At 65.1% G+C, this 25,951-nt stretch carries 28 protein-coding genes; 7 read left to right on the forward strand and 21 right to left on the reverse strand.

Annotated elements, in window-relative coordinates:
* Positions 1-285 precede the first annotated feature (285 nt).
* Positions 286-1,359: an NAD(P)-dependent alcohol dehydrogenase gene (locus tag ACSFBL_RS01770; protein WP_435514016.1), complete on the forward strand. Its 1,074-nt coding sequence runs from the start codon at positions 286-288 to the stop codon at positions 1,357-1,359.
* 20 nt (positions 1,360-1,379) lie between these two features.
* Here the strand turns inward: ACSFBL_RS01770 and ACSFBL_RS01775 are convergent, their stop codons facing one another.
* Both ACSFBL_RS01775 and ACSFBL_RS01780 read right to left on the reverse strand, forming a co-directional pair.
* Positions 1,380-1,694, reverse strand: coding sequence for a DUF1090 family protein (locus tag ACSFBL_RS01775; protein WP_435514017.1), 315 nt, complete (start codon positions 1,692-1,694; stop codon positions 1,380-1,382).
* Positions 1,695-2,016: 322 nt separating this feature from the next.
* Positions 2,017-2,622, reverse strand: coding sequence for a pyridoxamine 5'-phosphate oxidase family protein (locus ACSFBL_RS01780; RefSeq protein ID WP_435514018.1), 606 nt, complete (start codon positions 2,620-2,622; stop codon positions 2,017-2,019).
* A 237-nt stretch (positions 2,623-2,859) separates the two neighbouring features.
* Here ACSFBL_RS01780 and ACSFBL_RS01785 point away from each other — a divergent pair, with 237 nt between their 5' ends.
* Together ACSFBL_RS01785 and ACSFBL_RS01790 are read left to right on the forward strand one after the other, a co-directional pair.
* Positions 2,860-3,453, forward strand: coding sequence for an RNA polymerase sigma factor (locus tag ACSFBL_RS01785; RefSeq protein ID WP_435514515.1), 594 nt, complete (start codon positions 2,860-2,862; stop codon positions 3,451-3,453).
* Positions 3,454-3,465: 12 nt separating this feature from the next.
* Positions 3,466-4,221: an anti-sigma factor gene (locus ACSFBL_RS01790; protein ID WP_435514019.1), complete on the forward strand. Its 756-nt coding sequence runs from the start codon at positions 3,466-3,468 to the stop codon at positions 4,219-4,221.
* 205 nt (positions 4,222-4,426) lie between these two features.
* Here the strand turns inward: ACSFBL_RS01790 and ACSFBL_RS01795 are convergent, their stop codons facing one another.
* From ACSFBL_RS01795 to dgoD, 14 genes are all read right to left on the reverse strand, one after another.
* Complete coding sequence (locus tag ACSFBL_RS01795) at positions 4,427-4,804, reverse strand: tautomerase family protein (protein ID WP_435514020.1); 378 nt, start codon at positions 4,802-4,804, stop codon at positions 4,427-4,429.
* A gap of 141 nt (positions 4,805-4,945) precedes the next feature.
* Entirely contained in the window at positions 4,946-5,278 is a 333-nt protein-coding gene (locus ACSFBL_RS01800; RefSeq protein WP_435514021.1) for a potassium channel family protein, read from the reverse strand.
* A gap of 92 nt (positions 5,279-5,370) precedes the next feature.
* Positions 5,371-6,210 carry a class I SAM-dependent methyltransferase gene (locus ACSFBL_RS01805; RefSeq protein WP_435514022.1) on the reverse strand — a complete coding sequence of 280 codons (840 nt, stop codon included), beginning with the start codon at positions 6,208-6,210 and terminating at the stop codon, positions 5,371-5,373.
* A gap of 247 nt (positions 6,211-6,457) precedes the next feature.
* Positions 6,458-7,897: an MDR family MFS transporter gene (locus tag ACSFBL_RS01810; protein WP_435514023.1), complete on the reverse strand. Its 1,440-nt coding sequence runs from the start codon at positions 7,895-7,897 to the stop codon at positions 6,458-6,460.
* Between the two features lie 82 nt (positions 7,898-7,979).
* The gene (locus ACSFBL_RS01815) at positions 7,980-8,147 is read right to left on the reverse strand and encodes a hypothetical protein (RefSeq protein WP_435514024.1); all 168 of its coding nucleotides are present in this window, start codon (positions 8,145-8,147) and stop codon (positions 7,980-7,982) included.
* Between the two features lie 66 nt (positions 8,148-8,213).
* The gene (locus tag ACSFBL_RS01820) at positions 8,214-8,597 is read right to left on the reverse strand and encodes a hypothetical protein (RefSeq protein ID WP_435514025.1); all 384 of its coding nucleotides are present in this window, start codon (positions 8,595-8,597) and stop codon (positions 8,214-8,216) included.
* 325 nt (positions 8,598-8,922) lie between these two features.
* Entirely contained in the window at positions 8,923-9,174 is a 252-nt protein-coding gene (locus ACSFBL_RS01825) for a hexameric tyrosine-coordinated heme protein (protein WP_435514026.1), read from the reverse strand.
* Between the two features lie 228 nt (positions 9,175-9,402).
* Positions 9,403-10,368 (reverse strand): Bug family tripartite tricarboxylate transporter substrate binding protein, encoded by a 966-nt coding sequence (locus tag ACSFBL_RS01830; RefSeq protein WP_435514027.1) that lies wholly within the window; start codon positions 10,366-10,368, stop codon positions 9,403-9,405.
* A gap of 22 nt (positions 10,369-10,390) precedes the next feature.
* Positions 10,391-11,158 carry an SDR family oxidoreductase gene (locus ACSFBL_RS01835; RefSeq protein ID WP_435514028.1) on the reverse strand — a complete coding sequence of 256 codons (768 nt, stop codon included), beginning with the start codon at positions 11,156-11,158 and terminating at the stop codon, positions 10,391-10,393.
* Positions 11,159-11,166: 8 nt separating this feature from the next.
* A complete protein-coding gene (locus tag ACSFBL_RS01840) occupies positions 11,167-12,414 on the reverse strand; it encodes an enolase C-terminal domain-like protein (RefSeq protein ID WP_435514029.1) in 1,248 nt (415 codons plus the stop codon).
* 12 nt (positions 12,415-12,426) lie between these two features.
* Positions 12,427-13,464, reverse strand: a complete 1,038-nt coding sequence (locus ACSFBL_RS01845) for an L-idonate 5-dehydrogenase (protein ID WP_435514030.1) — start codon at positions 13,462-13,464, stop codon at positions 12,427-12,429.
* A 14-nt stretch (positions 13,465-13,478) separates the two neighbouring features.
* Entirely contained in the window at positions 13,479-14,462 is a 984-nt protein-coding gene (locus ACSFBL_RS01850) for a TRAP transporter substrate-binding protein (protein ID WP_435514031.1), read from the reverse strand.
* Positions 14,463-14,500: 38 nt separating this feature from the next.
* On the reverse strand, positions 14,501-16,414 hold the full coding sequence (locus tag ACSFBL_RS01855; RefSeq protein WP_435514032.1) for a TRAP transporter large permease: 1,914 nt from the start codon (positions 16,412-16,414) through the stop codon (positions 14,501-14,503).
* A 38-nt stretch (positions 16,415-16,452) separates the two neighbouring features.
* Positions 16,453-17,601: a galactonate dehydratase gene (dgoD, locus tag ACSFBL_RS01860; RefSeq protein WP_435514033.1), complete on the reverse strand. Its 1,149-nt coding sequence runs from the start codon at positions 17,599-17,601 to the stop codon at positions 16,453-16,455.
* Positions 17,602-17,810: 209 nt separating this feature from the next.
* On the opposite strand from dgoD, the gene ACSFBL_RS01865 reads away from it, so the two are divergent.
* Positions 17,811-18,602 carry a GntR family transcriptional regulator gene (locus tag ACSFBL_RS01865; protein WP_435514034.1) on the forward strand — a complete coding sequence of 264 codons (792 nt, stop codon included), beginning with the start codon at positions 17,811-17,813 and terminating at the stop codon, positions 18,600-18,602.
* A gap of 35 nt (positions 18,603-18,637) precedes the next feature.
* Here ACSFBL_RS01865 and ACSFBL_RS01870 read toward each other — a convergent pair whose 3' ends face one another.
* Positions 18,638-18,781, reverse strand: coding sequence for an SDR family oxidoreductase (locus ACSFBL_RS01870; protein WP_435514035.1), 144 nt, complete (start codon positions 18,779-18,781; stop codon positions 18,638-18,640).
* Positions 18,782-19,096: 315 nt separating this feature from the next.
* On the opposite strand from ACSFBL_RS01870, the gene ACSFBL_RS01875 reads away from it, so the two are divergent.
* Both ACSFBL_RS01875 and ACSFBL_RS01880 read left to right on the forward strand, forming a co-directional pair.
* Entirely contained in the window at positions 19,097-19,441 is a 345-nt protein-coding gene (locus tag ACSFBL_RS01875) for a DUF1214 domain-containing protein (RefSeq protein WP_435514516.1), read from the forward strand.
* A gap of 319 nt (positions 19,442-19,760) precedes the next feature.
* A complete protein-coding gene (locus ACSFBL_RS01880) occupies positions 19,761-20,405 on the forward strand; it encodes a c-type cytochrome (protein WP_435514036.1) in 645 nt (214 codons plus the stop codon).
* A gap of 281 nt (positions 20,406-20,686) precedes the next feature.
* Here ACSFBL_RS01880 and bchO read toward each other — a convergent pair whose 3' ends face one another.
* From bchO to bchI, 3 genes are read right to left on the reverse strand one after another with little or no spacing between them, the layout of a single operon-like run.
* Positions 20,687-21,559: an alpha/beta fold hydrolase BchO gene (gene bchO, locus ACSFBL_RS01885; protein ID WP_435514037.1), complete on the reverse strand. Its 873-nt coding sequence runs from the start codon at positions 21,557-21,559 to the stop codon at positions 20,687-20,689.
* A gap of 5 nt (positions 21,560-21,564) precedes the next feature.
* Positions 21,565-23,412 (reverse strand): magnesium chelatase subunit D, encoded by a 1,848-nt coding sequence (locus tag ACSFBL_RS01890; protein ID WP_435514038.1) that lies wholly within the window; start codon positions 23,410-23,412, stop codon positions 21,565-21,567.
* Positions 23,409-24,389, reverse strand: coding sequence for a magnesium chelatase ATPase subunit I (gene bchI / locus ACSFBL_RS01895; RefSeq protein ID WP_435514039.1), 981 nt, complete (start codon positions 24,387-24,389; stop codon positions 23,409-23,411). Before bchI ends, ACSFBL_RS01890 begins: the two co-directional genes overlap by 4 nt.
* A gap of 155 nt (positions 24,390-24,544) precedes the next feature.
* On the opposite strand from bchI, the gene ACSFBL_RS01900 reads away from it, so the two are divergent.
* Complete coding sequence (locus tag ACSFBL_RS01900; protein WP_435514040.1) at positions 24,545-24,856, forward strand: high-potential iron-sulfur protein; 312 nt, start codon at positions 24,545-24,547, stop codon at positions 24,854-24,856.
* Here ACSFBL_RS01900 and ACSFBL_RS01905 read toward each other — a convergent pair.
* Positions 24,843-25,829, reverse strand: a complete 987-nt coding sequence (locus ACSFBL_RS01905; protein ID WP_435514041.1) for a LysR family transcriptional regulator — start codon at positions 25,827-25,829, stop codon at positions 24,843-24,845. The genes ACSFBL_RS01900 and ACSFBL_RS01905 overlap by 14 nt on opposite strands.
* Positions 25,830-25,951 lie beyond the last annotated feature (122 nt).

The raw sequence follows: 25,951 nt of genomic DNA on the forward strand, positions 1-25,951 counted from the left end.
ACCTTGATATGTTGTTCTCCTTACTTCGCACTGACTTGGATTTCGGGCGCGAGCAGCCTTTTCGCTCTTGGCCGCAGCCAGCAACGACAGGGCCAGAGCGAGCCAGAGCAACCAAGTCAGCATCGCCAAATGTATGCGGTTGCTGCCTCGGGATGTGGATGTCTAGCGCGCCTCTGTCTTACCTCGCGGCGGCGCGACCGCCGGGAGCCGACGACTTGCATCAGAGTACCGTCAACTCCACGCCGCGGAAATCTTCCAGGCGCCCCACCTTTAGGAGAACTCCCCATGGCCATGATGAAAGCAGCCGTCTTCGTCGAGCCTGGGCGCATCGTCCTGGATGACAAACCCATTCCCGAAGTCGGTCCCCAGGACGCTTTGCTGCGCGTGACAACGACCACGATCTGCGGCACCGACATCCACATCCTCAAGGGCGAGTACCCCGTGCAGCGCGGCCTGACGATCGGCCACGAGCCGGTCGGCGTGATCGAGAAGCTCGGGTCGGGGGTGCGCGGTTACCGGGAGGGCCAGCGCGTCATCGCCGGGGCGATCACGCCGAGCGGCTGGAGCAGCGCGTGCCTGTGCGGCGTCGGCTCGCAGGATGGTGCCGGCACGGCGCACGGCTGGAAGGCGATGGGTGGCTGGAAGTTCGGCAACACCATCGACGGCTGCCAGGCGGAATATGTCCTGGTACCCGACGCGATGGCCAACCTGGCGCCGGTGCCGGACTCGCTCAGCGACGAGCAGGTGCTGATGTGCCCCGACATCATGTCGACCGGCTTCAGCGGTGCCGAGAGCGCAGGTGTACGCATCGGAGACACGGTGGCGGTGTTTGCGCAGGGTCCGATCGGCCTGTGCGCCACAGCTGGTGCCAAGCTCAGCGGTGCTTCGACGGTGATCGGAGTTGACCGGCTCGCCAACCGCCTGGCCATCGCCACGAAGTTTGGCGCCGATCACGTGATCGATGGCAGCAAGGTGGATCCTGTCGAGGAGATCATGCGCCTTACCGACGGCCGTGGCGTGGACGTGGCGATCGAGGCGCTCGGCATGCAACAGACCTTCGAGGCGTGCCTTCGGGCGCTGCGCCCGGGCGGAACACTGTCGAGCCTCGGCGTCTATTCGACCGACCTGACGATCCCGCTCGGCCCCTTTGCCGCCGGGCTGGGCGACCACAAGATCGTCACTACGCTTTGCCCCGGTGGCAAGGAGCGCATGCGCCGGCTGATGGCGGTGATCGCCGCGCGGCGGGTCGATCTGGAGGCGATGGTGACGCACCGCTTCAAGCTCGACGACATCGAGGCGGCCTACGAACTCTTCGGCCACCAGCGCGACGGCGTTCTGAAGGTCGCGATCACACCTTGAGCCAGACGTAGAGGACAGCGTCAGGAGCCTCCCTTCTTCAATCTGCGCAATTGCTCCTCCGCATCGTCGAGGGCCTTGCGCAGGTCCTGTATTTCATGCTCTAACTTCTCGATGCTCGCCGCGCGGCTCTGCTCCGGGGTGAGCGCGTCGCAGCGAGCTTGCAGCGCGACCAATGTCTCGGCAAGTTGCTGACGACGCAGCATTTGGCCTTTGGAGCGGGCGAGTTCCATGTCCCGGTCGATGGCCGCCTTTTCGGCTTTGCATTCAGTGCTGTCGATCTGGCCCGCGGGCTGGGCGATGGCAAGGGGGGCCAGCACCAGCGCGATGGCCAGCAAGCAAGGGGTCACCCGCATATTGGTACCGCAAAAAAGTTGACGCCGAACATGCCAGCATCTTCCGCCTTCGGCCTATGCCGCGTGTCTGTTGTTCGGCCGGACCACGATGATGAGGCCGCAGCGGTGGCCGCCCTCGCTGACAAGGCGCGTCGCTGGATTCACGATGCTTGGAACGGGCCGCTGGTAGGTAGGTGCTGGCCCATCCTGACAGTCTGCTGGCGCGGGCGCTTCGTACATGGCTCTGGATCGCTATGCCAATAGGCCCAACCATCCTGTCCTGCTGCTGTCCGACGATTTTTCCTGCGCCCTCCTTTCAAACGGATTAGGGCCCAGGTAAAGCCTCGGGCGACTTCGTGTGATCGGCGGCTGGCCATTGCATCTCTGTCGCGGGGAGAACTTGGTGCTTCCCGGTGATGCGCTCGACCGTCAGCGCGTACACCGTGACGCCGTCCAGACGCGGATAGAAGCCCCGCGGGCGCGTTGAGTCGTTACCACGGTACTTGAGCATGAGCGCATCAAAGAACAGCGATTTCCTCGTACGTTCATCAATGACGCCTGCGCGGCCAAAGACCACGATGCTCTGGTACTCGATGGAGGTGTCGCACTCGTAGCGACCGTACGCGAACACCTGACCAGGGACGGAGACTTCGAAGCAGACCCGAGGTTCGCGGCGAACGTTGTCTTGCAGGTGGCCCTGCGCGCTGGTGTTGTGCAGCCAAATCTTGCCGTCAAGCCACACGTACAGCAACGGGCAAACATACGGGAAGCCATCCGCGCCGACGGTTGCCAGGTGACCGCAATAGCCAGTCGCCAGCAATTCGTCGACATTGCCTGAGACATCAGCTTGTCGGCACGCCGCACAGGTGGACCGCTCATGTGGCTTTCTCCCATGTACAAAGACAAAGGATGAACACGTCATCTGGGGCATTTGTACTACGTAAATGTGCCGAGCCGCCATTCCTGGGGATCAGATGGGTAATCGAGCGCGAGCAAGACGCCCGGTTCGCTGGCACGTACGGCCTGTTCCGATGGAACAAGCGCGAAATTTGGTGAAGGCGATGGATCCAAACGGTTTGGAGTTGCGTATATGCAGCTATGCGCGAATGGCGCGGCTCGCCTGGTGCGCGCATCAACTCCGGCAGCGGCGAGGCTGCCTTGCTCGACCATGTCTCACAATTTGCACAAGGGTGCCCCCAGCGATACCGATCTGTTGATGGTATTGATCGATCGTGTCGGCAGCCACGACGAAACCGCGCTGCGCCAGCTCTACGATCTCAGCGCGCCCAGACTGCTCGGGCTGGCGATGCAGGTCGTACGTCATCGCGACTGGGCCGAGGACGCGCTCCAGGAATCTTTTCTGACCATCTGGCGGATCGCCGGCGAGTATCGCGGAACGCTGAGTCCGCCGCTGGCATGGATGGGCCTGATCGTGCGCAGTCGCTCGCTCGACCTACTGCGCAAGCGCACATCAGATCGCGCGCACCTGACGCAGGAGTTTGATGAGTTCGTGTCAGGCATGTTCGCGTCCAACGCAGCCAACCCGATGGACGTGGCCGATGCGAGTGAGCAGGCGCGGGCACTGCATCGGTGTCTGGCGCAGCTCGAAGGGCGGCAGCGCGAGGTCGTCAGCTTGGCCTACCTGCGCGAACTCAGTCACCACGAACTTGCGGCGCAACTGGCGCTGCCGCTGGGCACCGTCAAGACCTGGATTCGCGGAGCAATGGACAAGCTGCGTACCTGCATGAGGCAATTGGCCTGATTAGGTTGCCGCATGAACCTGTCCGCCAACCCTCGCCTGCTCGACCTGCTCGCGGCAAGTTACGCGCTCGGCACGCTGCGCGGAGGTGCGCGACGGCGCTTCGAGTCGCTGGCACGCGAGCAGCCATCGGTGCGTGCCTTGGCGCTCGTATGGCAGGGTCGGCTCGCGGGCATGGCCGAACTTCAGCCGGCGCTCGCACCCGATCCGGCCGTATGGGTACGCATCCGAAACCTTATCGAGATCGAGAGGCAGCACTCGGCGATGGCGCAGCAACGCGAGATCGTCGTGCCGTCCGCGCCAGTCCCGGGCGGCTGGATGCACAGCCTCCTGTTGTGGCGAAGCGTCGCGGCCGTGGGCGCGTTGGCAACTGTGGTGGCGGTCGCGGTTGGCATCCATCTTGATCAACAACTGCGCAATGCGCCGGTGGTGCAATATGTGGCCGTGCTGTCTGACGAAAAGTCTGCCGCGTCGATGCTGGTGACCTTCGACCCGAAGAACCGCCAGTTGGTGCTGCAGCGCGTGGGAAACTTCCGCGAAGGCGAGGACAAGTCGCTTCAGCTCTGGGCGTTGCCACCTGGTGGTGCCGCGCCGCTCTCGCTGGGTGTCATGGGCAACGAGGCGGCTCGCAAATTCACGGCGTCCGAGTCCCAGCTGCGTGCCGTGCCAGCTCTCGCCATCAGTCTGGAACCCAAGGGCGGCGTGCCCAGCGAGCGCGGGCCGACGGGGCCGGTGCTCTTCAAGGGAGCGTTGATCGAGAAAACCCTTTGACGACTCCCATGTCCTCATCGGCGGCTCAACCATGGTTCCGTTGTGCAGGAGCGGGCGCGGCCTCAACGCGACGGCCCGATCTCTCATCGAATCACAACTTGCTCGCGCCGTTTTCAAAGTTGCACCGCTCCGAGGCCAGAGCGTCGCGCAACCCGGCCAAGACAACAGACTCTCTCAATACCAATCGAAGGGCATATGGCCCGAGCTAGACAAATTGCGCCAATCCATTGCCGACAGACCAATTCTCCTTTGGTGCGTCGGCAATGTTCACGAAGACATCTTCTGGTCGGATACCAGGGTGCTCGCCAAGCAGTTCGGCGATTCGCTTGAAAAGCGCCTTCTTCTGCTCCGTGGTGCGGGTGTTGAACACCGTGATCTGGATGTAGAGAAGGTCGTCGCTTCGAGCGACGCCGAACGCGTCTCCGTAACGAAAGTTCGCTGCATCATGCTCGGTGATAGTCATGAACTGGTCACCCTCGGGCACGTCCAATGCCTCGCGCAGCGATCGATAGAGGCTGTCGAAGATCGCCTGCCGGTAGGCCTCTGGCTTCCCGGAGCGCATGGAGATGTGGATGATCGGCATCGAAGTTCCCTTCTTCCTGCGGAGGTCGATTCACGACCCGAGCGATGAACAGGCTGCAACAAACGCGATTGAAAACCTGTGGCGCAGGTCGACCAGATGATCTTGCGGCCAAGCCTCGCACAGTTCCGTTCCCTGGCGCATTCATTCGTCTTCCATGCTGTCCAGCGCGGTACGCAACGCCTGCACGCCAATGGCCACAATCAGCCCGGTCACGAAGATTCCGCACAATCCGATCAAGATTGCCAACACCCGCGTGAAAGCCGTTTTGGGAACCAGGTCGCCATAGCCAATGGTCAATCCGGTGACGAAGGAGAAGTACAGCCCGTCACTCAGTGGCCAACCTTCCCGCATTGCGACAAATACGCCCAACAATGCCGTGAGCACGAGCAGCGCCGACAAGATGGGCCAGACGATGCCCAGCCCGCGCCAAAGCTCACGAGTAAAGCGCCGCCTGAGAGTTTTCGAACTTGTCATCTGGTACTCGCTGCCAGGGGTGGGGGGAAGTGACTTGGCCGTGCTGCATCGCGTCAGGTCCACGGTCGCACGCGAATAGCTCCGACACTGCGTCAGGGTTTGACGAACTTGAGTACGAATTCGTCCTTTGGTTGCGGCGGCTCCGGCGTATTGCGGTCGCGCGGGTCCAAGGGATTGCGCAGGAAGTTGCCCTCGGCAACCAGCTTGAAACCAGCCTGCTCGACTTCCGCGCGCAGGAACGCTTCCTCGATGCGGTGAAGCGTTCCCGATTCGGAAATGCCTGTGCCCGGGCGACCCGAATGGTCTGCGATCACATACATTCCGCCTGCCTTCAGCGCCGCGAATGCTGCACGGTTCACCGCCGCGCGGTCGACCCCCATGTGGCCGAAGTCGTGGTAATTGAACATTAGCGTAATGAGATCGAGGCAGTTCGACGCGCAATCCGGTGGCGCGGGGTCCTCGAAGGGACGCACGACGGCGACGATGTTTCCCGCGTTCGGATTCTTTGCGCGTTCCGCCAGTGCGACCGGCGATGGCCGCGGTCCGCCGCTGGGGGGAGGGGTGGCATCCGTCGCCATCGGCTGTACGGCACCTTCCGGCTGCGCCGGCCTGCTCGCTGGCGGGCGCGGTGGGCTTTGGCCGTAGACACGGCCGGTCGGGCCGACGGCGCGCGCGATCAGCTCGGTCGTGTAGCCACCGGCGGCACTCAAGTCGAGGGCCTTCATTCCCGGACGCACGCCAATGAACATCAACATCTCCTGCGGGTTTCGCCGCTTGTCATTGACGCGGTCGGCGTCGCTGCGATCCGGGCTCGCCACGATTTCGGCGATGCGCGCGGATGACAGCGCACTCGGGGCCGGTCCAGGCGGTGCCGGGGCCGTGCACGCGACGATCGCAACGGCCACACTGGCCGCGCCGGCCGTGCGGGCCACGCAGTGAATGACGGAAAAGACTAGGCGGAGTGGCATGTCAGTCCTCGTTGGGCTCGATGAAGTTGAATGCGCGCCGCTCGAACCAGAGCGTGCGTTCGGACACCGTTGATTTTCGAACGCGCTACAACGTGGACGATGCCACGTGGATCACGAACCGTCGAGCATGCGTCCGGCCTTTCCGGCCAGCATCGTCTCGGCCTCCTGAAAATGCCTCACGACGGCCACCGCCTGCGCAACCCGCGTTGGATCAACGCGCCTCGATGGTCCTCACGCTCATGCCCTGGCGCGGCAGTAGCAGCGCCAGCGCCAGGATCACTCCGCTCATCGCCAGCATCACCACGAAGGTCAAGTGCAGCGACGAGCCGATGGCCAGGCGCAAGCCCGCTTCGCCGACGCCGGGAACGGCGCTGCCCTGCAACAGGTCGCGCAACTGGTCTTCCGGCACCGAGATGCCGCCGTTGTGGCGGACCAGCCCGAAGTTGAAGACCGCGCCGAAGAAGGTGGCGCCAAGCGCGCTGCCGAGGTTGCGCGAGAAGATGTTGGAGGCGGTGGCGCTACCGCGCTGCGCCATGGCGACCGACTCCTGGATCAGGATCAGCGAGCACAGGCTCAGCAAGCCCATGCCGAGGCCCATCAGGAAAGAACCGATGCCGGCGGACATCGGCGAGCCGTCCGAATGCAGGAGCGCGAACACTGCGGCACCGGCCGGAATCAGGATCGATCCGGCCAGCATCAGCCGCCTGAGTCCGACGCGCATGAAACTGCGCGACGCGATGGTGGCGCCGATCGGCCAGCCGAGCATCACCATCGTGAGCGCCAGGCCGGCAACCACCGGCGACTTCTCCAGCACCACCTGCACGTACATCGGCAGGAAGCTGGTGATGCCGATCAGCGCCATGCCGGTCAGCAGCGCCGAGCCATTGACGGTGGCGATGATGCGTCTGCTCCAGAGCTCGAACGACACCATCGGGTCGGCCGCACGGCGTTCCTGCAACGTGAACAGCACCGCGATGACGACGAAGACGCCAGCCCAGCTCCAGGCTTCCTTCGTCTGGCCGAGACCACTCACCGTCAGGCAGATCATCAGCGAGGCGATGCCGGCGGTAAACAGCAGTGCACCGGGCAGGTCGACCGAGGCTCGTCGCGTCACTGGCGCCTCGCGCAGATACAACCAGAATCCGGCGGCGGCGGCCAGCCCGATCGGCACGTTCATCCAGAAGATCCAGCTCCAAGACAGCCGGGTGACGATCAGCGCACCGAGCATCGGCCCGAGCACCGCCGACACTGCCCACACGCTCGCCAGGTAGCCCTGCACCTTGCCGCGCTCCTGCACGGGATAGAGATCGCCGACGATGGTCAGCGAGACCGGCTGGATCGCGCCGGCGCCGATGCCCTGGATGAGCCGGAAGGCGATCATCGCCGGCATCGACCAGGCGAAGCCGGCCGCCAGGGAACCGACCAGGAAAATCGCGATGCCGACGAAGATCACGGGCCTGCGGCCGTAGATGTCCGACAGCTTGCCGAAGACGACCGTCATCGCTGTCTGCGCTAGCAGGAACGAAGCGAAGACCCAGCTATAGAGGCTCAGGCCGCCGAGCTGCGAGGCGATCTGCGGCATCACGGTGGCGACGATCGTCGCCTCGATCGCGACCATCGCCATCGAGGCCATGACGGCCAGGATAACCATCGGCCGGTTGGTGGTTCTGGAAGTGCTGGGGATTGCGGACATCGGTGCGTTGCGCCGGACGTGGGGAGGAAAACATCCCATGCTATCGATCCTTGCGCATTCCTGCCGGGCGCGGGCCAAATCGCGCGACGTGGTACGAGTCGTCCAGCCACAGCAGCTGCACGCGGCCGGAGCCGATGCGCTTTACGATGCGCGGCAGCAGGTCTTGCGTCACGGCCGCCAGGCCGTAGATCTGACGGAACGCGACCACCGCGCGGCGGTGCAGAGCGTGGGTGTCCCGCCCATCGAAAGTCCGGTCACCCTGTGCCGGGGCCTGTCAAGGCTTGGCGGTCTTCTTCGGCGCCCTACTCGCCGCCTGCAAAGCCGCCGCCTGGGCGGCGTGCTTCTCTCCACGCGAGATCCTGTGCGCCTTTCCGGCCTTGGCCTCTTTGGGCTTCTTTGTTTCCTTGGGCTTCTCTTTGGCCTGGGGGTGGTGCGTCCTCACCAGCTTGTCGATGGCCTTCGCCCTCGGTTGCTGCGCTTGCGCTTGGCGCTTCGCGCGCTCCTCCTTGAGCAGGCGGCGCTCCTCGGCCAGCGTCTGTTCGGCTTCGGACGGCTCATGGTCCGTCCCCACCGAGTGGACGCGGTCCATCGTCGCCTTGTGAAGCATCGCGCCGTTCTTCGCGATGCGGTGGGTCAGCGATGCGATTCGAATGGGCATGTTGCGATCCTCACGGCCTGAAAAAGCCCAATGTAGGCCGCTCCATGCATCCTGCCAATCAATTTGTGCGAGCCTCGACCCGCCCTTCTCCACCCTGCCCAGCTTGACTTCCGGCGGCGTTCAGTCGGCGGATGACCGTGTCCACCGCATCGAGGATGATTGCCGCTGCTTCGCGCGGTCGCGACAAAAAGAGCGTATGGCTCGATCGCACGCTAAACAGGCGCGCGGCCATGCGCATTGCCATGTGGCGTTGCAGCCAAGGAGGCACAACGATGGGGCTGACCTCCGCCCGGCGGGCGAGGTCGCAGATTTCAGTGCGACAGACCTACTCGTGGTCCTTTCTCACCCAATAGCCATTGGCTGCCGCGATCGTCGCGAACTCGGCGGCAACCACTTGGCCGATCCGGATCAACATGTCCGGGTCGCGCTCGTAAATGGCTCTTAGTTCTTCGCGAACTGCAGAATCGGGCTGAACGTGCTTGATGATCAAGCGTGCCATCTTGACGGCAAGTTGGCGGCCTTCTTCAGGCGTGGCGGTCTTCAGGGAATTTTGAGGAACCAACGTGGGAGCGTCCATTCTGTTCTCCAAGGAGGCAATGTCTTCACGAACCAGCGGTGATCGACCATCACGTACGTGCCATCGTCCCACGCGTCACGCAAGAAGAATGTCATGAAATGAGCACCGTTGTTCTCTTCCCGCTACCAGCTTGATGGCGCTTATCGCGATCTTTGCTCCCGAAGTGACAGAGGAGTAGACCGGCCGTTCGTCATGAAGAGGCCCAAGGCCGGGTTTCGGCGACCGCCGTCACTTCTTGAGCTCGACGCTGGCCAGGAGCTGCTTGAAGTAGGCCGACTGGCTGTTCATGAAGGCCTGGAATTGATCGCCCTCCATGTAGGCCGGCTGCAGATTGGCCTTGATGAGGGATTCGCGGAATGCAGGGTCTTCCGCGGTCTTCCGGGTCACGTCGCGCAGGTACTTCACGATGTCCGGTGGCGTGTTCAGCGGAACGCCAAGGCCGCGCCAGGTGCCCAGTACGAGGTCGGTGCCCTTCTCCTTGAACGTGACGACCTTGTCGTAGGGCGGCGGCAGGCGCTTGTCGGCCATGGCGACCAGCACGCGCACCTTGCCGGCGGCGACGTGCTGCCCGATCTCGGCCGGGCTCACGGTGATGGCGTCGACGTGACCGCCGACCAGCGCCAGCACGCTCGGCGAGGCGCCCTGGAACGGCACGTGATTGAACTTGACGCCAGTCTTCTGCTCGACGGCGGCAGCCGCCAGGTGCCAGATCGTGCCGCTGCCGGCATTGCCCATCGACACGACTCCCTCCTGCTTGCGCGCGGCAGCCAGCAGATCGTCGATCGTCTGGTAGGGCGAGTCGGCGCGCACCGCAATCAGGCCCGGGTCGCCGTTCAGGCGTGCAATCGGTATGAAGTCCGCCGTCGTGACCTTGGTCATGTTGAGGTGCGGAATGATCGCCAGCTCCGAGATCAGCACGCCGATCTTGTAGCCGTCGGGCGTGGCGCGTTGCGCCTCGGTCATGCCGATGCCGCCACCGGCGCCCGGCTTGTTCGTGACGATGAAGGGCTGCGGCACGCTCTTCTTGGCGGCCTCGGCGAAGATGCGCGCCATCATGTCGGTGCCACCGCCGGCCGACGAAGGCACGACGACTTCGATCGGTCGCGTGGGGTAGTCGGCAGCGCTCGATGCGGCTGGCGAGAACAGCGCCGCAGCCATCGAGGCCACAGCGCACAGGGTGTGAAGCTTGTTCATGTCGGGTCTCCTGGATGGATCGTCAAAGCACGGACACCATGCCGCCGTCGACATAGATGATTTGTCCGCTCACGTAGTTGGATGCTTCGGAGGCGAGGAAGATGGCCGTGCCGATCAGCTCTTCCGGCTTGCCCCAGCGGCCGGCCGGCGTGCGGCCCTTGACCCAGGCATCGAAGCCCGGGTTGTCGATGAGTGCCTGGTTCATGTCGGTGAGCATGTAGCCGGGGCCGATGGCGTTGGCCTGGATGTTGTGCGCGGCCCATTCGGCCGTCATGGCCCGCGTCAGCATCTTGATGCCGCCCTTGGCCACCGTATAGGGCGCGACCGTGGCACGCGCCAGTTCGCTCGTGAGCGAGCCGATGTTGATGACCTTGCCCCGCTTGCGCGGAATCATCCGCCGGGCCGCCTCGCGGCCGACCACGAAGGCGCTGGTCAGGTTGGTCTCGATCACGCGGCGCCAGTCCTCGGTGGCCAGTTCGACCATCGGCTTGCGGAACTGCACCCCGGCGTTGTTGACCAGGATGTCGACCTCGATGCCCTGCGCATCGAAGCGCTCGAAGGCCGCGACGACGGCGGCCTCGTCGCACACGTCGAACGCAAAGGCGTCGACCTGGTGGCCGCGTTCGCGCAATGTGGCGGCCGATGCGTCGAGCCGCGCCTTGTCGACGCCATTGAGGAGCAGTCGTGCCCCGGCCGCGGCCATGCCCTCGGCGATCGAGAAGCCGAGTCCGCGCGAGGAGCCGGTGACGAGCGCGGTCTTGCCCGCGAGGCTGAAGAGTGATGTGGACATGATGGTGTTCAGGGGGTTTGCAACGAGCCGTCGACCAGGCGCGTCTGCGTCCAGGTGGTCACGGTCTTCTCGCAGGGGTACTTGCGCGCCTGCACCTCGTCGATGTCGATGCCAAGGCCGGGCTTGTCGTTCGCGTACACATAGCCCGCGCGGAACTCCGGCAGGCCGGGGAACACGTCGAGCAGCGCGCCGTGCGGCCCCTTGAGCTCCTGGATCACGAAGTTGGGCGGCTCGATCCCCGACCATTCCTGCACGCCGAAGTTGCGCGCGGCCAGGTCGACGTGGATGTTGGCCGCATGACCGAGCGGCGACATGTCGCCCGGCCCGTGCCACGCCGTGCGCACGCCGTACTGCTCGGCGAACATCTGCAGCTTTCGGCCCGGGGTGATGCCGCCGATCTGGCTCAGGTGCACGCGGATGAAGTCGATCAGCTGCTCCGAGATCAGCGTCTTCCACTCATACGGGTTGGTGAAGAGCTCGCCCTGCGCCAGCGGAATGCGGGTCTTGTCGCGCAATTGCCGCAGCCACTTGCCCTCCTCCAGCGGAATCGCGTCCTCCAGGAAGAACAGGTCGAAGCGTTCCATCTCGCAGGCAAAGCGGATCGCGTCGACCGGGCTCAGCCGCTCGTGCACGTCGTGGCAGAGCTGGATGCCGAAGCCCACCTTGGCCCGGATGCCTTCGAAGAGCTTGAGCGTGTCGCGCATGTACGCGCGACCGTCGAGGTAGATGCCGTCGGGCGCATCGCGCGGGGCCGTCTTTGGGGCCGGCCCAAAGCCACCGCCGCCATACCCGCCACTCTGGCAGCGGATGTGCGTGATGCCCTGGGCCTGGTACTTCTCGATGTTGTCGCACAGCTCGCTCAGGTCGCGGCCATCGGCGTGCCGGTACACGGGAACGCCTTCGCGCACCTTGCCGCCGAAGAGCTGATAGAGCGGCATCCCGGCCATCTTTCCCTTGATGTCCCACAGCGCCATGTCGATGCCGGAGATCGCGCTGTTCTCGATCGGGCCGTGGCGCCAGTAGGCGTTCTGGTGCATGAGCTGCCAGAGTTCCTCGATGGCGCTCACGTCGCGCCCGACCAGCAGCGGCTTGAGGTATTCCTCGACGAGGCATTGCACGACGAGATGGCGGTAGGCAAAGGTGGCGCAGCCGAGCCCGTGGAGGCCCGGCTGGTTGGTCTCGACCTTGACCACGACGAGGTTGATGCCCTCGGGCGCGGTCAGGATGACCTTGATGTCGGAGATGAGAGTGGCCATGGTGTTCAGTGCTCAATCGAAGTTCAGCAGGACCTTCATGGCCTGCGAGCGGTCTGCCGCGAGGGCGAAGGCGCGGGCCGAGTCGCGATAGGACAAGGTTGCGGAGATCAGGGGCTTGACGTCCACCAGCCCCTTGTTGAGCAGCTCGACCGCCACCGCGAATTCCTGGTGGAAGCGGAACACGCCGCGCAGGTCGAACTCCTTGGCGACGATCGTGTTGATCGGCAGCGTCATCTCGCCACCGCTCAGGCCGAGCTGCACGATGATTCCGCGCGGTCGCAACACGTCGAACGCGCTGCGCAAGGCTGCCGCGTTGCCGCTGGCTTCCAGCAGAACGTCGAACTGGCCTTTGTCCACCGCGAAGCGCGCAAGCCCGTCCGGCTGCTCCGCCACGTTGACGACCTCGTCGGCGCCCACCTTGAGCGCCTTGCCCAAGGGGTGCGCGCCGACGTCGGTGGCGACGATGTGCCCGGCGCCCGCGCGGCGCGCCGCGATGATGGCCAGCGCGCCGATCGGCCCGCAGCCGGTGACCAGCACTTTCTTGCCCAGCAGGTCGCCGGCGCGCCGCACGCCATGCAACGCGACCGAGAAGGGTTCGGCCATCGCGCCCTCGGCGTCGCTCAGCGAATCCGCGAGCCGGTGCGCCTGGTATTCCTCGATCACGATCTCCTGGCGAAACGCACCCTGAACGTGCGGGTTGCGCATCGCGCTGCCGTAGTAGCGCATCTCCAGGCAGTGGTTCTGCAGGCCCTCCTGGCAAAAGCGGCACAGGCCGCAGGGGCGGCTGGGGCTGATTGCCACGCGATCGCCGGCCTTGTAGGCAGTGACGCCCGGACCGACTTCATCGATCACGCCGGCCACTTCATGGCCAAGCACCATCGGCTCGCTGATGCGAACGGTGCCGAAGCCGCCGTGCTGGTAGTAGTGCAGGTCCGAGCCGCAGATGCCGCCGCAGCGCACGCGCACGCGCATCTGGCCGGCGCCTACTTCGGCCGTGGGATAGGTTTCGACGCGCAGGTCGCCGGGCGCGTGGATGACGAGAGCTTCCATGGGATGCTTCTCGCTCACTTGATGGCCATCACGCGCTTGACGAGGTCCTTGCCCTTGTCGCTGCTGACGAGGTCGATCTGGTCGTACTTGATGGCGTTCTTGAACGAGGCGATGTCGGGCTGCACCACGGTCAGCTTGCCCTTGAGCTTCTCGCGGGCTTCCTTGTCGCGTGCGATCGTCAGTTGCAGGTCGTACTTCTCGGCCTCCGCCGCGGCGGCCATCAGCGCATTCTGGTATTCGGGCGGCAGCTTCTTGAAGGCCTGGTCGGACATCGACAGCGTGGTCGGGCCTTCGAGGTGGTTGGTGAGGTTCATGAACTTGGTGACCTCCTGCAGCGACGCGGTCTGGATCGCCTCGGGCGTGTTCTCCACGCCCTTGGCCACGCCCGTCTGCAGGGCCGCATAGACCTCGCCCCATGCGAGCGGCGTGGGTACGGCGCCGAACTGCTTGAACGCAGCCACGTAGATGGGCGACTCCGGCACGCGCATCTTCAGGCCCTTCAGGTCGCCCGCCGTCTTGATCTCCTTGTCGACGGTGAACATCTGGCGGAACGCGAGCGGCAGGAAGGTCAGCACGCGGATGTTGGTCTTCTCGCGGATCATGGTGGCCACCTCCTTCGCCACGTCGCTGTTGAGCACGCGGTCGACGTGGTCGTAGTCGGTGTAGAGGTACGGCAGCACCAGCACGGCGGACTCGGGCACGAAGGACGGGTATTGCTCGACCGCCACGATGCCGATGTCGAGCAGGCCGGACTTCAGGCCCGCCGCGTTGTCCTTCTCGGCACCCAGTGCGCCCGAGGGGAACACCTTCACGGTCACGTTGCCGTTGGTCTTCTCCTTCACGAGTTCGGAGAACTTCAGGGCCACGAGTTGCAGCGTGTGGTCCGCTGCCATCTGGTGGCTCAGCTTGAAGGTGAATTTCTGGTCCGCGGCAAGCGCGCTCCCCGACAACAGCGCCGCTGCGGCGAAGGAAACGAGTGTGGTGGTCAGCTTCTTCATGAGGATCCTTGTTTGACGTTGGGAATGACGGATCGCGTTCACGCGAAACCGAAGAGACGGGGCAGCACCAGGCTGAACCAGGGAATGAAAGCCACCAGCAGCAGGCCGATGAACAGCAGGATCGCGTAGGGGATCATGGCGCGCGAGGCCGCTTCGACCTTGGTGCCGGTGACCGAGCACGAGATGTACATGCCCACCCCGATCAACGGCGCGAAGCAGCCGATGCCCATCGCGATCAGCAGCACGATGCCGTACTGCACGGGGGAGACACCGAACTGGGGCGCCAGCGGCATCAGGATCGGCGCGAAGACCAGCAGTGCGGGCAGGCCTTCGAGCAGCGCACCCATCACGATCAGGATCAGCAGGCTGGCCAGCATGAAGAGCCACGCGGTGTGGCCGGCCAACTTGATCATCAGTTCCGCGATCTCGGTCGGGATGCCGGCCGCGGTAAGCGTGTAGGCGAACGAGCTTGCGGTGCTGGTGATGAACAGGATCATCCCGCCCTTGACGGCCGTATCGGCCACGGTGCTCCAGAACTTGCGCACGGTCAGTTCGCGGTAGAGCACCACCGACAGCACCAGCCCGTAGATCACCGCCACCGACGAGATCTCGGTGGGCGTCGCCAGGCCGGTGACGATGCCGACGACCAGGAGAATCGGCACCAGCAGCGCGGGCGCCGCCAGCAGGGTGTTCCTGCGCACGATGGCCATCGGCGTCTTGATGCCGGGGTACTTGTTGGCCATCCGTGCCCGGACGTAGATCGCGCCCATGAGGCACAGCGCCAGCACGAGCGCAGGCAGCAGGCCCGCCATGAAGAGCGCGCCCATCGAGATGGTCGTGATCGAACCCAGGACCAGCATCGGCAGGCTCGGCGGAATGGTCTCCCCCATGACCGCACCGGCCGACAGAATGGCCGCGAACTCGGGCTCGTCGTAGCCGTTGTCGCGGATCATCTTCTTGAGCGAGGTGCCCACGGCCGCGACGTCGGCCGCCTTCGACCCGGAGATGCCCGAGAAGATGTACATGCTGACGACGATGACCTGGAAGAGCCCGCCGCGGACCCGGCCGACCACCGACACGACGAAGTCCGAAAGCCGGCTGCTGAGGCCTCCCTCGGTCATCACGTAGCCGGCCATCATGAAGAAGGGAATGGCCAGCAGCACGAAGTTGGACACGCCCGCCTGCATCGTCGACGGGATCGCGATCATCGACTCGCCACCCGAGAAGAAGGTGAACATCGTCGCCACCGCCGCGAGCACGAAGCCGACGGGCAGGCCCACCGCCATCAGCAGGGCAAAGAAGAAAATAGTGAGCCAGGTGACGAAGGAGGACTCGTCGAACGGCCCCCACATCGCGTTCATGGCGACGAGCCCGCCGACGACCGCGGCGAACACGATGCCGGCAGCGATGACCGGTGCCCTGGCGCGCTGCGACAGCCGGTACACCGCGAAGAAGGCCATCAGCACGAGGCCCACGGTCAGCGGCAGCACGAACCAGCGCATCGAGATTTCCAGCACCGTCGACAGCTCTTCCGAACGCGAGCGAACGACCTCGACCGAAACGTAGGCGATGTAGAAGGACCCGATGGCCACCATCCAGTCCACGAACGAATCGATCGCGGGCCGCCACCGTTTGGGCAGCCGCTCGATCACCGCATGAACGGCGATGTGCTCGTTGCGGTTGTAGGCCAGCGCACCGCCGATGAAGGCGACGACCCCCAGCACCATGTGACCGTATTCGTTGGCCCACAGGATGGTGAAGTCGAAGAAGCTGCGCGTGATGACGTTGGCGAACAGGATGATGAGCTCGCTCAGCACCGCCACGCCGACGAAGACCTCGAGGCCCTTGTCGATCCATTGCACAAAGGCGTGCTGACCTTTCGCGGGTGCATGCGTATGCCCCTCGCCAAGCAGGTCTTCCACCGGGATGCTGGCCGGGATGGGAATGCTCATGATCGTTGTCTCCGTTAGTTCCAGGCGGCGGGCCGCACTCACCATTCGGCAATGGCGCCGTCCTCATGGCGCCAGACCGGATTGCGCCAGTCGGGCGCGCTCTTGCAGCGCTCGATGACGAGTTCTTCGTTCACGACGACCCCCAGGCCCGGCTTCGTCGGGGGCAGCATGTAGCCGTCGTGGAAGCGGAAGTCGTCCTTGTTGAGGACGTAGTCGAGCAACTCGGCACCCTGGTTGTAGTGAATGCCCATGCTCTGCTCCTGCAAGACGGCGTTGCGCGAGACGAAGTCGACGTGAAGGCTGGACGCCAGCGCAAGCGGCCCAAGCGGGCAATGGGGTGCGAGGCCGATGTCGTGGGCCTCGGCCATCGAGGCGATCTTGTGGCACTCGGTGATGCCGCCGGCGTGCGACAGGTCCGGCTGCGCGATCGAGATGCCACCCGCGGCGAACACCCGCTTGAACTCGAAGCGCGAGAACATGCGTTCGCCGGCCGCGAGCGGGATCGATGTCTTCGCCGCCAGCCGCGGGTAGTGCTCGGCCTGCTCCGCCAGCACCGGCTCCTCGATGAAGAGCGGGCGAAAGGACTCCAGCTCCTTGATGAGGACCGCCGCCATCGGCGCCGCGACGCGGCCGTGGAAGTCGAGGCCGAACTCGATGCTGCTGCCGAAGGTTTCTCGGATCTCGGCCACCACTTTGACCGCGGCGTCGATGGTCTTGCTGCTGTCGATATGCCCCATCTTCTCGCAGCCGTTGAGCTTGAAGGTGTCAAAGCCGACTTCCTGCAACTTGCGGATGCCGGCCACCACGTCCGCGGGGCGATCGCCGCCAACCCAGCTGTACATCTTCATCCGGTCGCGCACCAGCCCGCCCAGGAGCTGGTACACCGGCACGCCGAGCACCTTGCCCTTGATGTCCCACAAGGCCTGGTCGATGCCGGCAATGGCGCTCATCAGGATCGGCCCGCCGCGGTAGAAGCCGCTGCGGTACATCGTCTGCCACAGGTCGTTGATGCGCGACGGGTCCTGCCCGACGACGCAGTCGGACAGCTCGTGCACCGCCGCCTCCACGCTGCGGGCCCGCCCTTCGATCACCGGCTCGCCCCAGCCCGACACGCCTTCGTCGGTCTCGATCTTGAGGAACATCCACCGCGGCGCGAGCCTGTAGGTGGTGAGCCGGGTGACTTTCATCGCGGATGTCTCCTGGAGTTGAGTGGGGGCCGGAACCTCCCTGAACGGGTGCCGGCCCCGAACCGTGATTGAAGAATATCGTGATATTTCACGATATTCATAAGGAGATACCCTTGGATCGAAATTGCCATGTCGACCGACCACTCCCCAATGAAAAGTCGGACAATCCGGAAGATTTCATTGGTATATCAGTGACCCGAAAGAATCTCATGCCCAGCCGCTCCCCTTCCCGCGCGAAGCTCGTGTCCGTCGACGCGACGGCGCCGGCCGCGCCGCGCCGGTCCGACACCAACCTCTCCCAACTGGCCTACGAGCGCATCGAGGAGTTGCTGGTGACCTGCCAGTTGGCGCCCGGCCGCTTCCTGGCCACGCACGAGCTCCAGGCCATGGTCGGCTACGGCCGCACGCCCGTGCACCAGGCCGTCAATCGCCTCGCGGCCGACACGCTCGTTCAGATCACGCCGCGCCACGGCATCCGCATCGCACCGATCGACCTCACCCGCGACCGCGTGTTGCTGCGCCTGCGCCGCGACATGGAGCGATTCGTGATCCGGCTCGCCACCGAGCGTTCAGGCGCTTCGCAGCGCAATCGCATGCAGCACATCAAGCGGCAGCTGATCGAGCACGGCGCCACCATGACGGTGGAGCAGTTCAACGTGATCGACCGGCTCATCGACCAGCAGTTTCTGGCCGCCGCGCAGGAGCCCTTCGTCGAAGGCACGCTGCGTCCGCTGCACACGATCTTCCGGCGCATCGGCTGGATCTACCACATGCAGACGCCCGGCCATGCCGACCTGCGCGGAACGGTGGAAGGCCACGTGGCGGTCATCGACGCGGTCGCGGCGGGTCACGTCGACGATGCCATCGCCGCGTCGGATCACCTCATGGATTTCGTCGACACGATGTTCGACACACTGGAACGCGATGTCGCGCCGAGCCTGCTGGATTGCAGCCTGGACACCGACGAAAGCTACCTGGCGCTGTCATCGCCGAGTGCCTGACAGGCCATCGATGACCTGATGGCGGGGCTCCCCGATCAACAGGGGAAGGTTTGCCGGCCACCGTCCACCCGCAGCACTTGGCCGGTCAGGTACGACGACGCATCGGACACCAGGAATTCGACTGCCCTCGCTATTTCGACAGGCCAGCCATAGCGCTCCAGCGAGCCCGAAGTTTTCATGCGGCTTTCATCGGTGGGACGGCTAGCCGCGAAGCGCTCCGTGACCGTGTCACCCGGCGCCGTTTCGCGTCCATCGGCATCGGCCCCGGCCTGCCGTTCGATGCATCAAAGCTCCCGCCTGCGACGCTCGCGTCCATCGACGAAGGCGTGCAGGACGCGAAGGCGGCGCTCGCCGAAAAGTCGAAGGTCACGCTGTCCTCCAATGGCATCTTCGGTTCGCGCGAGGAGCTGAAAAACGACTACCTCGTGCGCGCCGTGGCCGCCGAGAAGGGGCTCTACGGCAACTCGCTGGTGGAGGCCTGGTATGGCGGCTACGTGGGTGATGGCAGCAAGCTGTCGACCGTGCATTTCGCGCCGGGCCAGTTGCCGCCAGCGAAGTTCTTCTGGTCGATGATGCTGTACACGCTGCCGGACAGGCTGCTCTATGCCAACCCGCTCAAGCGCTATTCCATCGGCGACCGCACCGAGGGCCTCAAGTGCGATGCAGACGGTGGCCTGACGCTGTACCTCGGGCACGCGTCACCCGGCGCCGACAAGGAGTCGAACTGGCTACCCACACCGGAGGGACGCTATAGCGCTATCGGGCGGATTTACGGGCCGAGCGAGGCCGCGATGAACGGCACTTGGAAGCTCCCGCCGCGGACCCCGGCTGCAAACTAGAACGACCGAATCGAGATAGGACCTATGCCGTCGGGCCGCACTCGACCCGCGCGATGGCAGCTCAGCGGCGGCTTGCTCAACGCTGCGTTTTGGGAGTACGCATCCAGTCGAAAATCGCGTACAGCAGCGGTGCGCCGATGATCCAGATGGGTAGCAAGGCTCTCATGGCAGGCTCCTTTGATCCGATCCGTAAAGGATCCACTCGCTCGTGGAGCGTCTCCTGTGAGATTCCGCGACACATAGGGGTCAGACCAAGACGACTTGTGACGCGAAGGCGCCTTAGAATTGTCCTGTTCCGCGCTCTACCCAAATACACAACATGAAGTCGATCGCGTCTTCGGTGCTTATCGCGTTGATCGGTGCACTTTCCGGTACGCTCGTCGCCGCGGAAGAGCCCGCCGGGACAACCGCGAAGCGCGGCAAGCCCGACATTGCCAAGGGTGAGGCGGCTTTCACCGCCAGAGCCTGCGCCGCTTGCCACAACGCGGATGGCAACGCCTCCGTCCCGACGAATCCCAAGCTGGCGCAGCAGCATCCCGAGTATCTCCTCAAGCAATTGGAGGAGTTCAAGTCGAACAAGCGCAAGAATGCGGTGATGAGCGGCATGGCAGCCACCCTGTCTGACGAGGAGATGCGAGACATCTCGTGGTTCATGGCCGCGCAGAAGCAGAAGCCTGGCTTTGCGAAGGACAAGGATCTGGTGGCGCTGGGCGAGCGAATCTACCGCGGCGGCCTTGCCGACCGTAACGTGCCTGCGTGCGCCGGGTGCCACAGCCCGAACGGAGCCGGCATTCCCGCGCAGTATCCGCGCCTCGCGGGGCAGCATGCTGAATATGTTGCGACCCAACTTACCGCCTTCCGCGACGGCGTGCGCCTCAACAGCATTCCGATGAGCGGCGTTGCCAAACGCCTGAACGATCGCGAGATCAAGGCCGTGTCCGACTACATCGCCGGCTTGCGCTGAGACAGGCTCAAAACCGAGGCGCCGTCATGCTGCTGAAAGTTCGCGCCCTGACCCAGGACATGGCCAGCGCCCGCGCCCGCAGGAGCGCTCGGCCTTCCGTCGGACTGATGTGCGGTTGTGCGAGCACAAAGGGAAGCCCGCCCGGCCAGACGAGTTCGCATTGGGCGAGCGACATGAACCCCGCATCACCAGCCCGGACTGCACAGCACACGAAGTTCCATCCGCAGTAGCTGAACGTTTCGAGACGGCCTTGGCCTTCGGTGGGCTGCAAGTCGTGCATGTCACGCAGCCCGATTCCATCCGGCAATCAGTTCGGCGACTTCCGCGGGCTTCTCCTCATGCACCAAATGGCCGGCGTCCTTGATCATGGTCAGGTCGGCATGGAGTGCCCGCAACTGCACACGCGACGACTGCTGCGGCGGCACGACAAAATCCCGGGCGCCTGCAATGAGGTGCAGTCGGGTACGCAGGGTTGGCAGTGCGCAGACCACGGACTCGACCTGCCAGCGCGCCATCATCCCGAGCACTGCCGCGACGTGCGGCGGAGTCCTCGCCAGCAGTCCGTAGAGCTGCTCGCCGCGTTCGTCGAGCTTCGAGCCCGTCCGCTCGATCATTCTGTGCACGATCCGGCGGTCCGACGCATGCCAGGCAAGCAGTCTGGGCGCAAGCCGCGTCGCATCCATCATCCGCGCGATCGGCGGAAACACCAGACCCGGGAATCCCGACAGTGGGAAGAAGGCTCCGTTGACGCTCACGATCGAGCGGGGTGTCATGCCTTCGGCGCAGCACAACTGCGCGGCGATCGCGGCGCCGGCCGAATGACCGACGATCATCGACGGCGTGAGGCGCAGTTCCCCGAGCAGCCTCGCGACGGCATGGGCCATCCCCTGCAATGAGAGCAGCCTGGCTGGGGGCATCGCAGTGAACGCGTGCCCTGGCAGATCGATGGCCACGCAACTGAAATCGCGCGCCAGTTTCGGCAGCAAGTCGCGCCACGAATGGGAGGACGAACCCGAGCCGTGAAGGAGGAGCATCACGGGCCCGTGTCCCATGCGCTGCATATGCCAGCGCAAACCCGCGGCATGTACGAAGCTGCTCGCCCCGCGGTTAGGCCAATCGCGGCCGTCGGTGTCCCAGTTCAGGGCATGGCCCATGGCGGTCAGGCCGCGGCACGCACCGCGCGCGACATCGATACGGCGTCGGCATGCGGCAACGGCAGGTAGGTGGCACCCAGCTCGGCCGCCAGTTCGCGCGCGGCAGCCTGCGGATGGGGCGAGGTATCGAGTACCAGGGTTGCGATCCCGGCCGCATGCATGCGCCGGGCGGATTGCAGCGCATCGGAGGTCGCCCGCAGTCGGCCGGCAGAGCCGTCGCGCGCGATATTGGCGTGTCCGTCGGTCAACAGCACAGCGACCGGCGTGCGACCGCGTCTGCGGGCGGCATCAGCGAGCGCCAGGGTTGCATCGATGGCTGCCGCGAGCGGTGTGCCGCCGCCACCCGCCAGACCGGCGAGGCTGCGCCTCGCACGGGCCAGCGATCGCGTCGGAGGCAAGAGGACCTCCGCACCTCGTCCGCCGAAAGCGATCAGGGAAACGCTGTCGCGCCGCGCGTAGCAGTCCGCCAGGAGCAACTCGACTGCTCCTTTCGCCTCGGCCAGGCGATGCAGTGCCGCAGAGCCTGACGCATCCACTGTGAAAAAGGTGCTGGTCTCGCTGCGCTGGCTGTAGCGGGTGAAGCGGAAGTCCTCACGGCGGATGCGGACGGTTGCGCAGTCCTCCGCGCTCGGCTCGCCCGGCGCTCGACGCAGTGACTGCCAGGGCGACGCCGCACGCAAAGTCTCGATCAGGTTCAGTCGCGCGCCATTGCCGAACTCGCCGCGGCGCACCCCATCGGGGCGACCGCGCGAAACGCCTTCGACCCGCACACCGGCCCGCCCGACCGCGGGCGATCGGGTGCTTCGCTGCGGGCCACACTTCAAGGCATCGAGCATGCCGGCTGGCAGCGCGGCCAATGCGGCTTCGAGCACCACATTCGAGGGGTCGTCGTCCCCGCTGTCCTGCAGCGCGTTCGCCGGCGGCTCGCTGTACTCCTGCGCGAGGGACGCCGAGTCGACTGCTCGCTCGCCGCAGTCCGGTTGCCCCGGGGCATGTTCTGAGGCTGTTCCGGCATCCTGGTCTTCGTCACTCGTGTTTGCATCGGCTTCCGTGGGTTCTGCCGGCGCAGCGGTGGCCCTCGGTGCCAATACCCATCGCGCGGCCACGGCCGCGTCTTGCGCATCGACCGTCGTGCGTCCGTGCAGTGCCGCGCGCGCGCCAGCCACACGCAATGCCAGCAGCGGCGCGCGCAGCGACGGGATGCCCAGCGCGACGGCTGCTGCACACACGGCCTCGCGCCACTCATCCTCCAGCTCGATACACGGCAGCAACGAACGCGCGGCGACCACGTCGGCACGCGTCCAACGATGTGCTTCGCCGTCCGGCCGCGAGACCTTCGAGGACGACAGGCCGAGGTGGATCGCCAGGCGGTCGAGAAGCTTCGCGGAGGGGGCTTCGTCATCCCCGAGCCCCTCATCGAGGGCGATCACGCCAAAGCGCGCTGGCCGGCGCGTGGCAAGGCCGTGACGCTCCATCACGACCTCGCGCACATCCAGCGCAGCGGCGATGTGCGCAACGTTCCGGGCCGCCGCACGCTCGGCCATGCCGAGCAGCACGACACCACCGTCCGACTCGGCCAGCACGCCCGACTGGCCCACAGGGCGGCCCGCGGTCAGGGTCGCGGCCAAGTCGAGGCCGCCGAGCAGCCGATCCTCCTCGACGTTGATTGGAATGAAGCGCATCGCGCAGCCGTCCGGAAGCAGGTCACGGACGCGCTGCAACCAGGCGTCCCGCATCGGCCCGGCGCCTGCGCGCAGCACGATCCCGCCCATGCCGGCGGGATCCACGCAGAAGAGCGCCGCGACCTCTTCGAAATCAGGCCCGATCCGCACTTCAAGGCGTACCTCCGTCATGGGCCGAGCAGTTCTTCGATGGCCCGGTCCACGCGCACACGCGAGCCGGCGTCATCGAGCGGATTGCGCCTGAGACGATGCCGCAGCGCCGACGGCGCAACGCTGCGGAGGTGACGCTCTTCCACCTCGGCATCACCCTTCAATGCGGCGAGCGCACGGGCGGCGCGGATCAGCGTCAGTTCGCCACGCAATCCGTCGGTGTCGAGGCTCATGCACAGTTGCGCTGCGCGTTCCATCGTGGCGTCGGGCACTTGAATGTCAGCGATGCGCGCACGACTCGCTACGATCTGGCGCCGGATCCTCGATTCTTCGGCGGCCCACTTGCGCACGAAGGCTTCTGCATCCCGGTCGTAGGCGTCGCGCCGACGGATCACTTCCACGCGCGTCGCCAGGTCGCGAGGCGTCGACACTTCGACCGACAGGCCGAAGCGGTCCAGCAGTTGCGGACGCAATTCACCCTCCTCTGGGTTGCCGCTGCCAACGAGCACGAACCGCGCGGGATGCCGGATGCTGAGGCCTTCGCGCTCCAGGACGTTCTGTCCCGATGCCGCCACGTCGATCAGCAGGTCGACCAGGTGATCCTCCAGCAAATTGACTTCGTCGATGTAGAGAAACCCGCGGTGCGCGCGCGCGAGAAGGCCCGGTTCGAAGGCCTTGATGCCCTGCGACATCGCACGCTCGAGATCCAGCGCACCGACGACGCGATCTTCCGTCGCGCCGAGGGGCAGATCGACGACGGGCACCGGGACCAGGCTGCTGCGGCGCCTGCCGGCCTCCGTCAAGCCGCTACAGGCCTCGCACGAGCCCGCGCCGGCTTGCGGATCGCAATGGTAGGGACAAGCGGTGACGGCACGCATTCGCGGCAGCAGCGCCGCGAGCCCACGGACGGCGGTGGATTTGCCCGTTCCCCGGTCCCCAAGGACGAGGACACCTCCTACGCTCGGGTCGACCGCCGCGATCAGGATCGCGATCTTCATTTCGTCCTGTCCGACGATGGCTGAAAAGGGAAATACCACCTTGAGACCTCCACACTGAATCAGTCAGTCCAAGATCGCCTCATCAATTCACATTGACACTATCATGTGTCAGAATTATATGACGGTTTTATCGGACCGATGAAGGGAACAGATTCATGAGCAACCCAAGTCGACGAGCTTTCGTGGTGTGCGTGATGGCCGGCGGAAGCGCCCTCGCCGCCTCTCGAGTCGCGGCCCAGGCAGCGGCCGTCAACGAAACGGATCCCTTGGCCGTCGGCCTCGGCTACAAGGCGGACAACACGAAGGTCGACAAGGCCAAGTTCCCGAACTTCGACCCGAGCCACATGTGCGGCAACTGCCAGCAGTTCCAGGGCAAGCCGACCGACGCGACGGGGCCCTGCCAGCTCTTTGCAGGAAAGACGGTCTCAAGTAAGGGCTGGTGCAGCGCCTGGGTCAAGAAGGCCTGAGCCGGGCGGCCCGCCGGTGCGACGCGCGAGGCGTCGACGCCGGCGGCGCCAGGCGCGCATCGATTTCCCGCTGGCCTTCGTCGCGAAGGAAGCCTTCGAACGCGAGCGCGACTTGGGAGAGCTGGCGCGATGCAAGCCTGATCACGTACCAGCTGCGCTCGATCGGATTGCCCTTCATGGGCAGAACGGCGAGCAAGCCGGCATTGATCTCCAGCACGCAGGTGTGCATCGACAAGAACGCCACGCCGAAGCCCGCGGCGCACATCTGCTTGATGGCCTCGTTGCTCGACAGCTCCGAGCCGATGCGAAGGCGCAGCCCGCCTTCCTTGAACAGGTGCTCGACCGTGGTGCGCGTGCCCGAGCCGCGTTCGCGCACGAGGATCCGGGATTCGGCCAGCCGCTCGATGCCGGGCCGGGGATCGGACATGAGCGGGTCGGCAGGCGCAGTCAGGAAGGCCATCGGATGGCGCGCGAACGGGGTAGCCACCGTCTTCAATTCGCCCGGAGGGCGGCCCATGATCGCCAGGTCGATGTCCTGGCTGGCGAGCATGCGCACGATCGCGTCGCGGTTGCCGACTTCGAGCTTCACCTTGACCTTCACCTTGGGGTTGGCGTTGGCAAAGGTCACCAGCAGCGGCGGCAGGAGGTATTCGGCCGTCGTGACGGCACCCACGCGCAAGGTGCCCGAGAACTCGCCCTGCAAGGCGGCCATCTCATCGCCAGCCTCCTGCCAGAGGGCCAGCATGCGTCCGGCATAAGCGGCGAGCATTTCACCGGCTTCCGTGAGGCGTATGCCTCGCCCCGAGCGCTGCAGCAGCGGCGTGCCTGCGGCGGCCTCGAGCGCGCCGATCTGAATCGACACCGCCGGCTGCGTGAGGCGCATTTCGTCGGCGGCGAGCGACACGCTGCCCAGGCGTGCCACTGCATGGAAAGCGGCAAGCTGGCGAAACGAGGCGTTCCTGGCGAGCGACATGCTCACATATTAGATAAACGCAATACCACTTCAAATAAATCTAACTGTTCTTATTCCAGACGCCTCCTTACAGTCGATCGACCCGATGCCGCTGCGCCCAGCAGCCGGCCGCGCCGGGGAGA

It is taken from the genome of Variovorax glacialis (assembly GCF_051216375.1).
Lineage (GTDB): Bacteria > Pseudomonadota > Gammaproteobacteria > Burkholderiales > Burkholderiaceae_C > Variovorax.

What these genes read in the sequence shown, in the direction of transcription:
- ACSFBL_RS01770 (WP_435514016.1), top strand. Translation starts at nt 286, where the DNA reads ATGGCCATGATGAAAGCAGCCGTCTTCGTCGAGCCTGGGCGCATCGTC.
- ACSFBL_RS01780 (WP_435514018.1), bottom strand. Translation starts at nt 2,622, where the DNA reads ATGCCCCAGATGACGTGTTCATCCTTTGTCTTTGTACATGGGAGAAAG.
- ACSFBL_RS01785 (WP_435514515.1), top strand. Translation starts at nt 2,860, where the DNA reads ATGTCTCACAATTTGCACAAGGGTGCCCCCAGCGATACCGATCTGTTG.
- ACSFBL_RS01790 (WP_435514019.1), top strand. Translation starts at nt 3,466, where the DNA reads ATGAACCTGTCCGCCAACCCTCGCCTGCTCGACCTGCTCGCGGCAAGT.
- ACSFBL_RS01795 (WP_435514020.1), bottom strand. Translation starts at nt 4,804, where the DNA reads ATGCCGATCATCCACATCTCCATGCGCTCCGGGAAGCCAGAGGCCTAC.
- ACSFBL_RS01800 (WP_435514021.1), bottom strand. Translation starts at nt 5,278, where the DNA reads ATGACAAGTTCGAAAACTCTCAGGCGGCGCTTTACTCGTGAGCTTTGG.
- ACSFBL_RS01810 (WP_435514023.1), bottom strand. Translation starts at nt 7,897, where the DNA reads ATGGTTATCCTGGCCGTCATGGCCTCGATGGCGATGGTCGCGATCGAG.
- ACSFBL_RS01820 (WP_435514025.1), bottom strand. Translation starts at nt 8,597, where the DNA reads ATGCCCATTCGAATCGCATCGCTGACCCACCGCATCGCGAAGAACGGC.
- ACSFBL_RS01825 (WP_435514026.1), bottom strand. Translation starts at nt 9,174, where the DNA reads ATGGACGCTCCCACGTTGGTTCCTCAAAATTCCCTGAAGACCGCCACG.
- ACSFBL_RS01830 (WP_435514027.1), bottom strand. Translation starts at nt 10,368, where the DNA reads ATGAACAAGCTTCACACCCTGTGCGCTGTGGCCTCGATGGCTGCGGCG.
- ACSFBL_RS01835 (WP_435514028.1), bottom strand. Translation starts at nt 11,158, where the DNA reads ATGTCCACATCACTCTTCAGCCTCGCGGGCAAGACCGCGCTCGTCACC.
- ACSFBL_RS01840 (WP_435514029.1), bottom strand. Translation starts at nt 12,414, where the DNA reads ATGGCCACTCTCATCTCCGACATCAAGGTCATCCTGACCGCGCCCGAG.
- ACSFBL_RS01845 (WP_435514030.1), bottom strand. Translation starts at nt 13,464, where the DNA reads ATGGAAGCTCTCGTCATCCACGCGCCCGGCGACCTGCGCGTCGAAACC.
- ACSFBL_RS01850 (WP_435514031.1), bottom strand. Translation starts at nt 14,462, where the DNA reads ATGAAGAAGCTGACCACCACACTCGTTTCCTTCGCCGCAGCGGCGCTG.
- ACSFBL_RS01855 (WP_435514032.1), bottom strand. Translation starts at nt 16,414, where the DNA reads ATGAGCATTCCCATCCCGGCCAGCATCCCGGTGGAAGACCTGCTTGGC.
- dgoD (WP_435514033.1), bottom strand. Translation starts at nt 17,601, where the DNA reads ATGAAAGTCACCCGGCTCACCACCTACAGGCTCGCGCCGCGGTGGATG.
- ACSFBL_RS01865 (WP_435514034.1), top strand. Translation starts at nt 17,811, where the DNA reads ATGCCCAGCCGCTCCCCTTCCCGCGCGAAGCTCGTGTCCGTCGACGCG.
- ACSFBL_RS01870 (WP_435514035.1), bottom strand. Translation starts at nt 18,781, where the DNA reads ATGAAAACTTCGGGCTCGCTGGAGCGCTATGGCTGGCCTGTCGAAATA.
- ACSFBL_RS01880 (WP_435514036.1), top strand. Translation starts at nt 19,761, where the DNA reads ATGAAGTCGATCGCGTCTTCGGTGCTTATCGCGTTGATCGGTGCACTT.
- bchO (WP_435514037.1), bottom strand. Translation starts at nt 21,559, where the DNA reads ATGGGCCATGCCCTGAACTGGGACACCGACGGCCGCGATTGGCCTAAC.
- ACSFBL_RS01890 (WP_435514038.1), bottom strand. Translation starts at nt 23,412, where the DNA reads ATGACGGAGGTACGCCTTGAAGTGCGGATCGGGCCTGATTTCGAAGAG.
- bchI (WP_435514039.1), bottom strand. Translation starts at nt 24,389, where the DNA reads ATGAAGATCGCGATCCTGATCGCGGCGGTCGACCCGAGCGTAGGAGGT.
- ACSFBL_RS01900 (WP_435514040.1), top strand. Translation starts at nt 24,545, where the DNA reads ATGAGCAACCCAAGTCGACGAGCTTTCGTGGTGTGCGTGATGGCCGGC.
- ACSFBL_RS01905 (WP_435514041.1), bottom strand. Translation starts at nt 25,829, where the DNA reads ATGTCGCTCGCCAGGAACGCCTCGTTTCGCCAGCTTGCCGCTTTCCAT.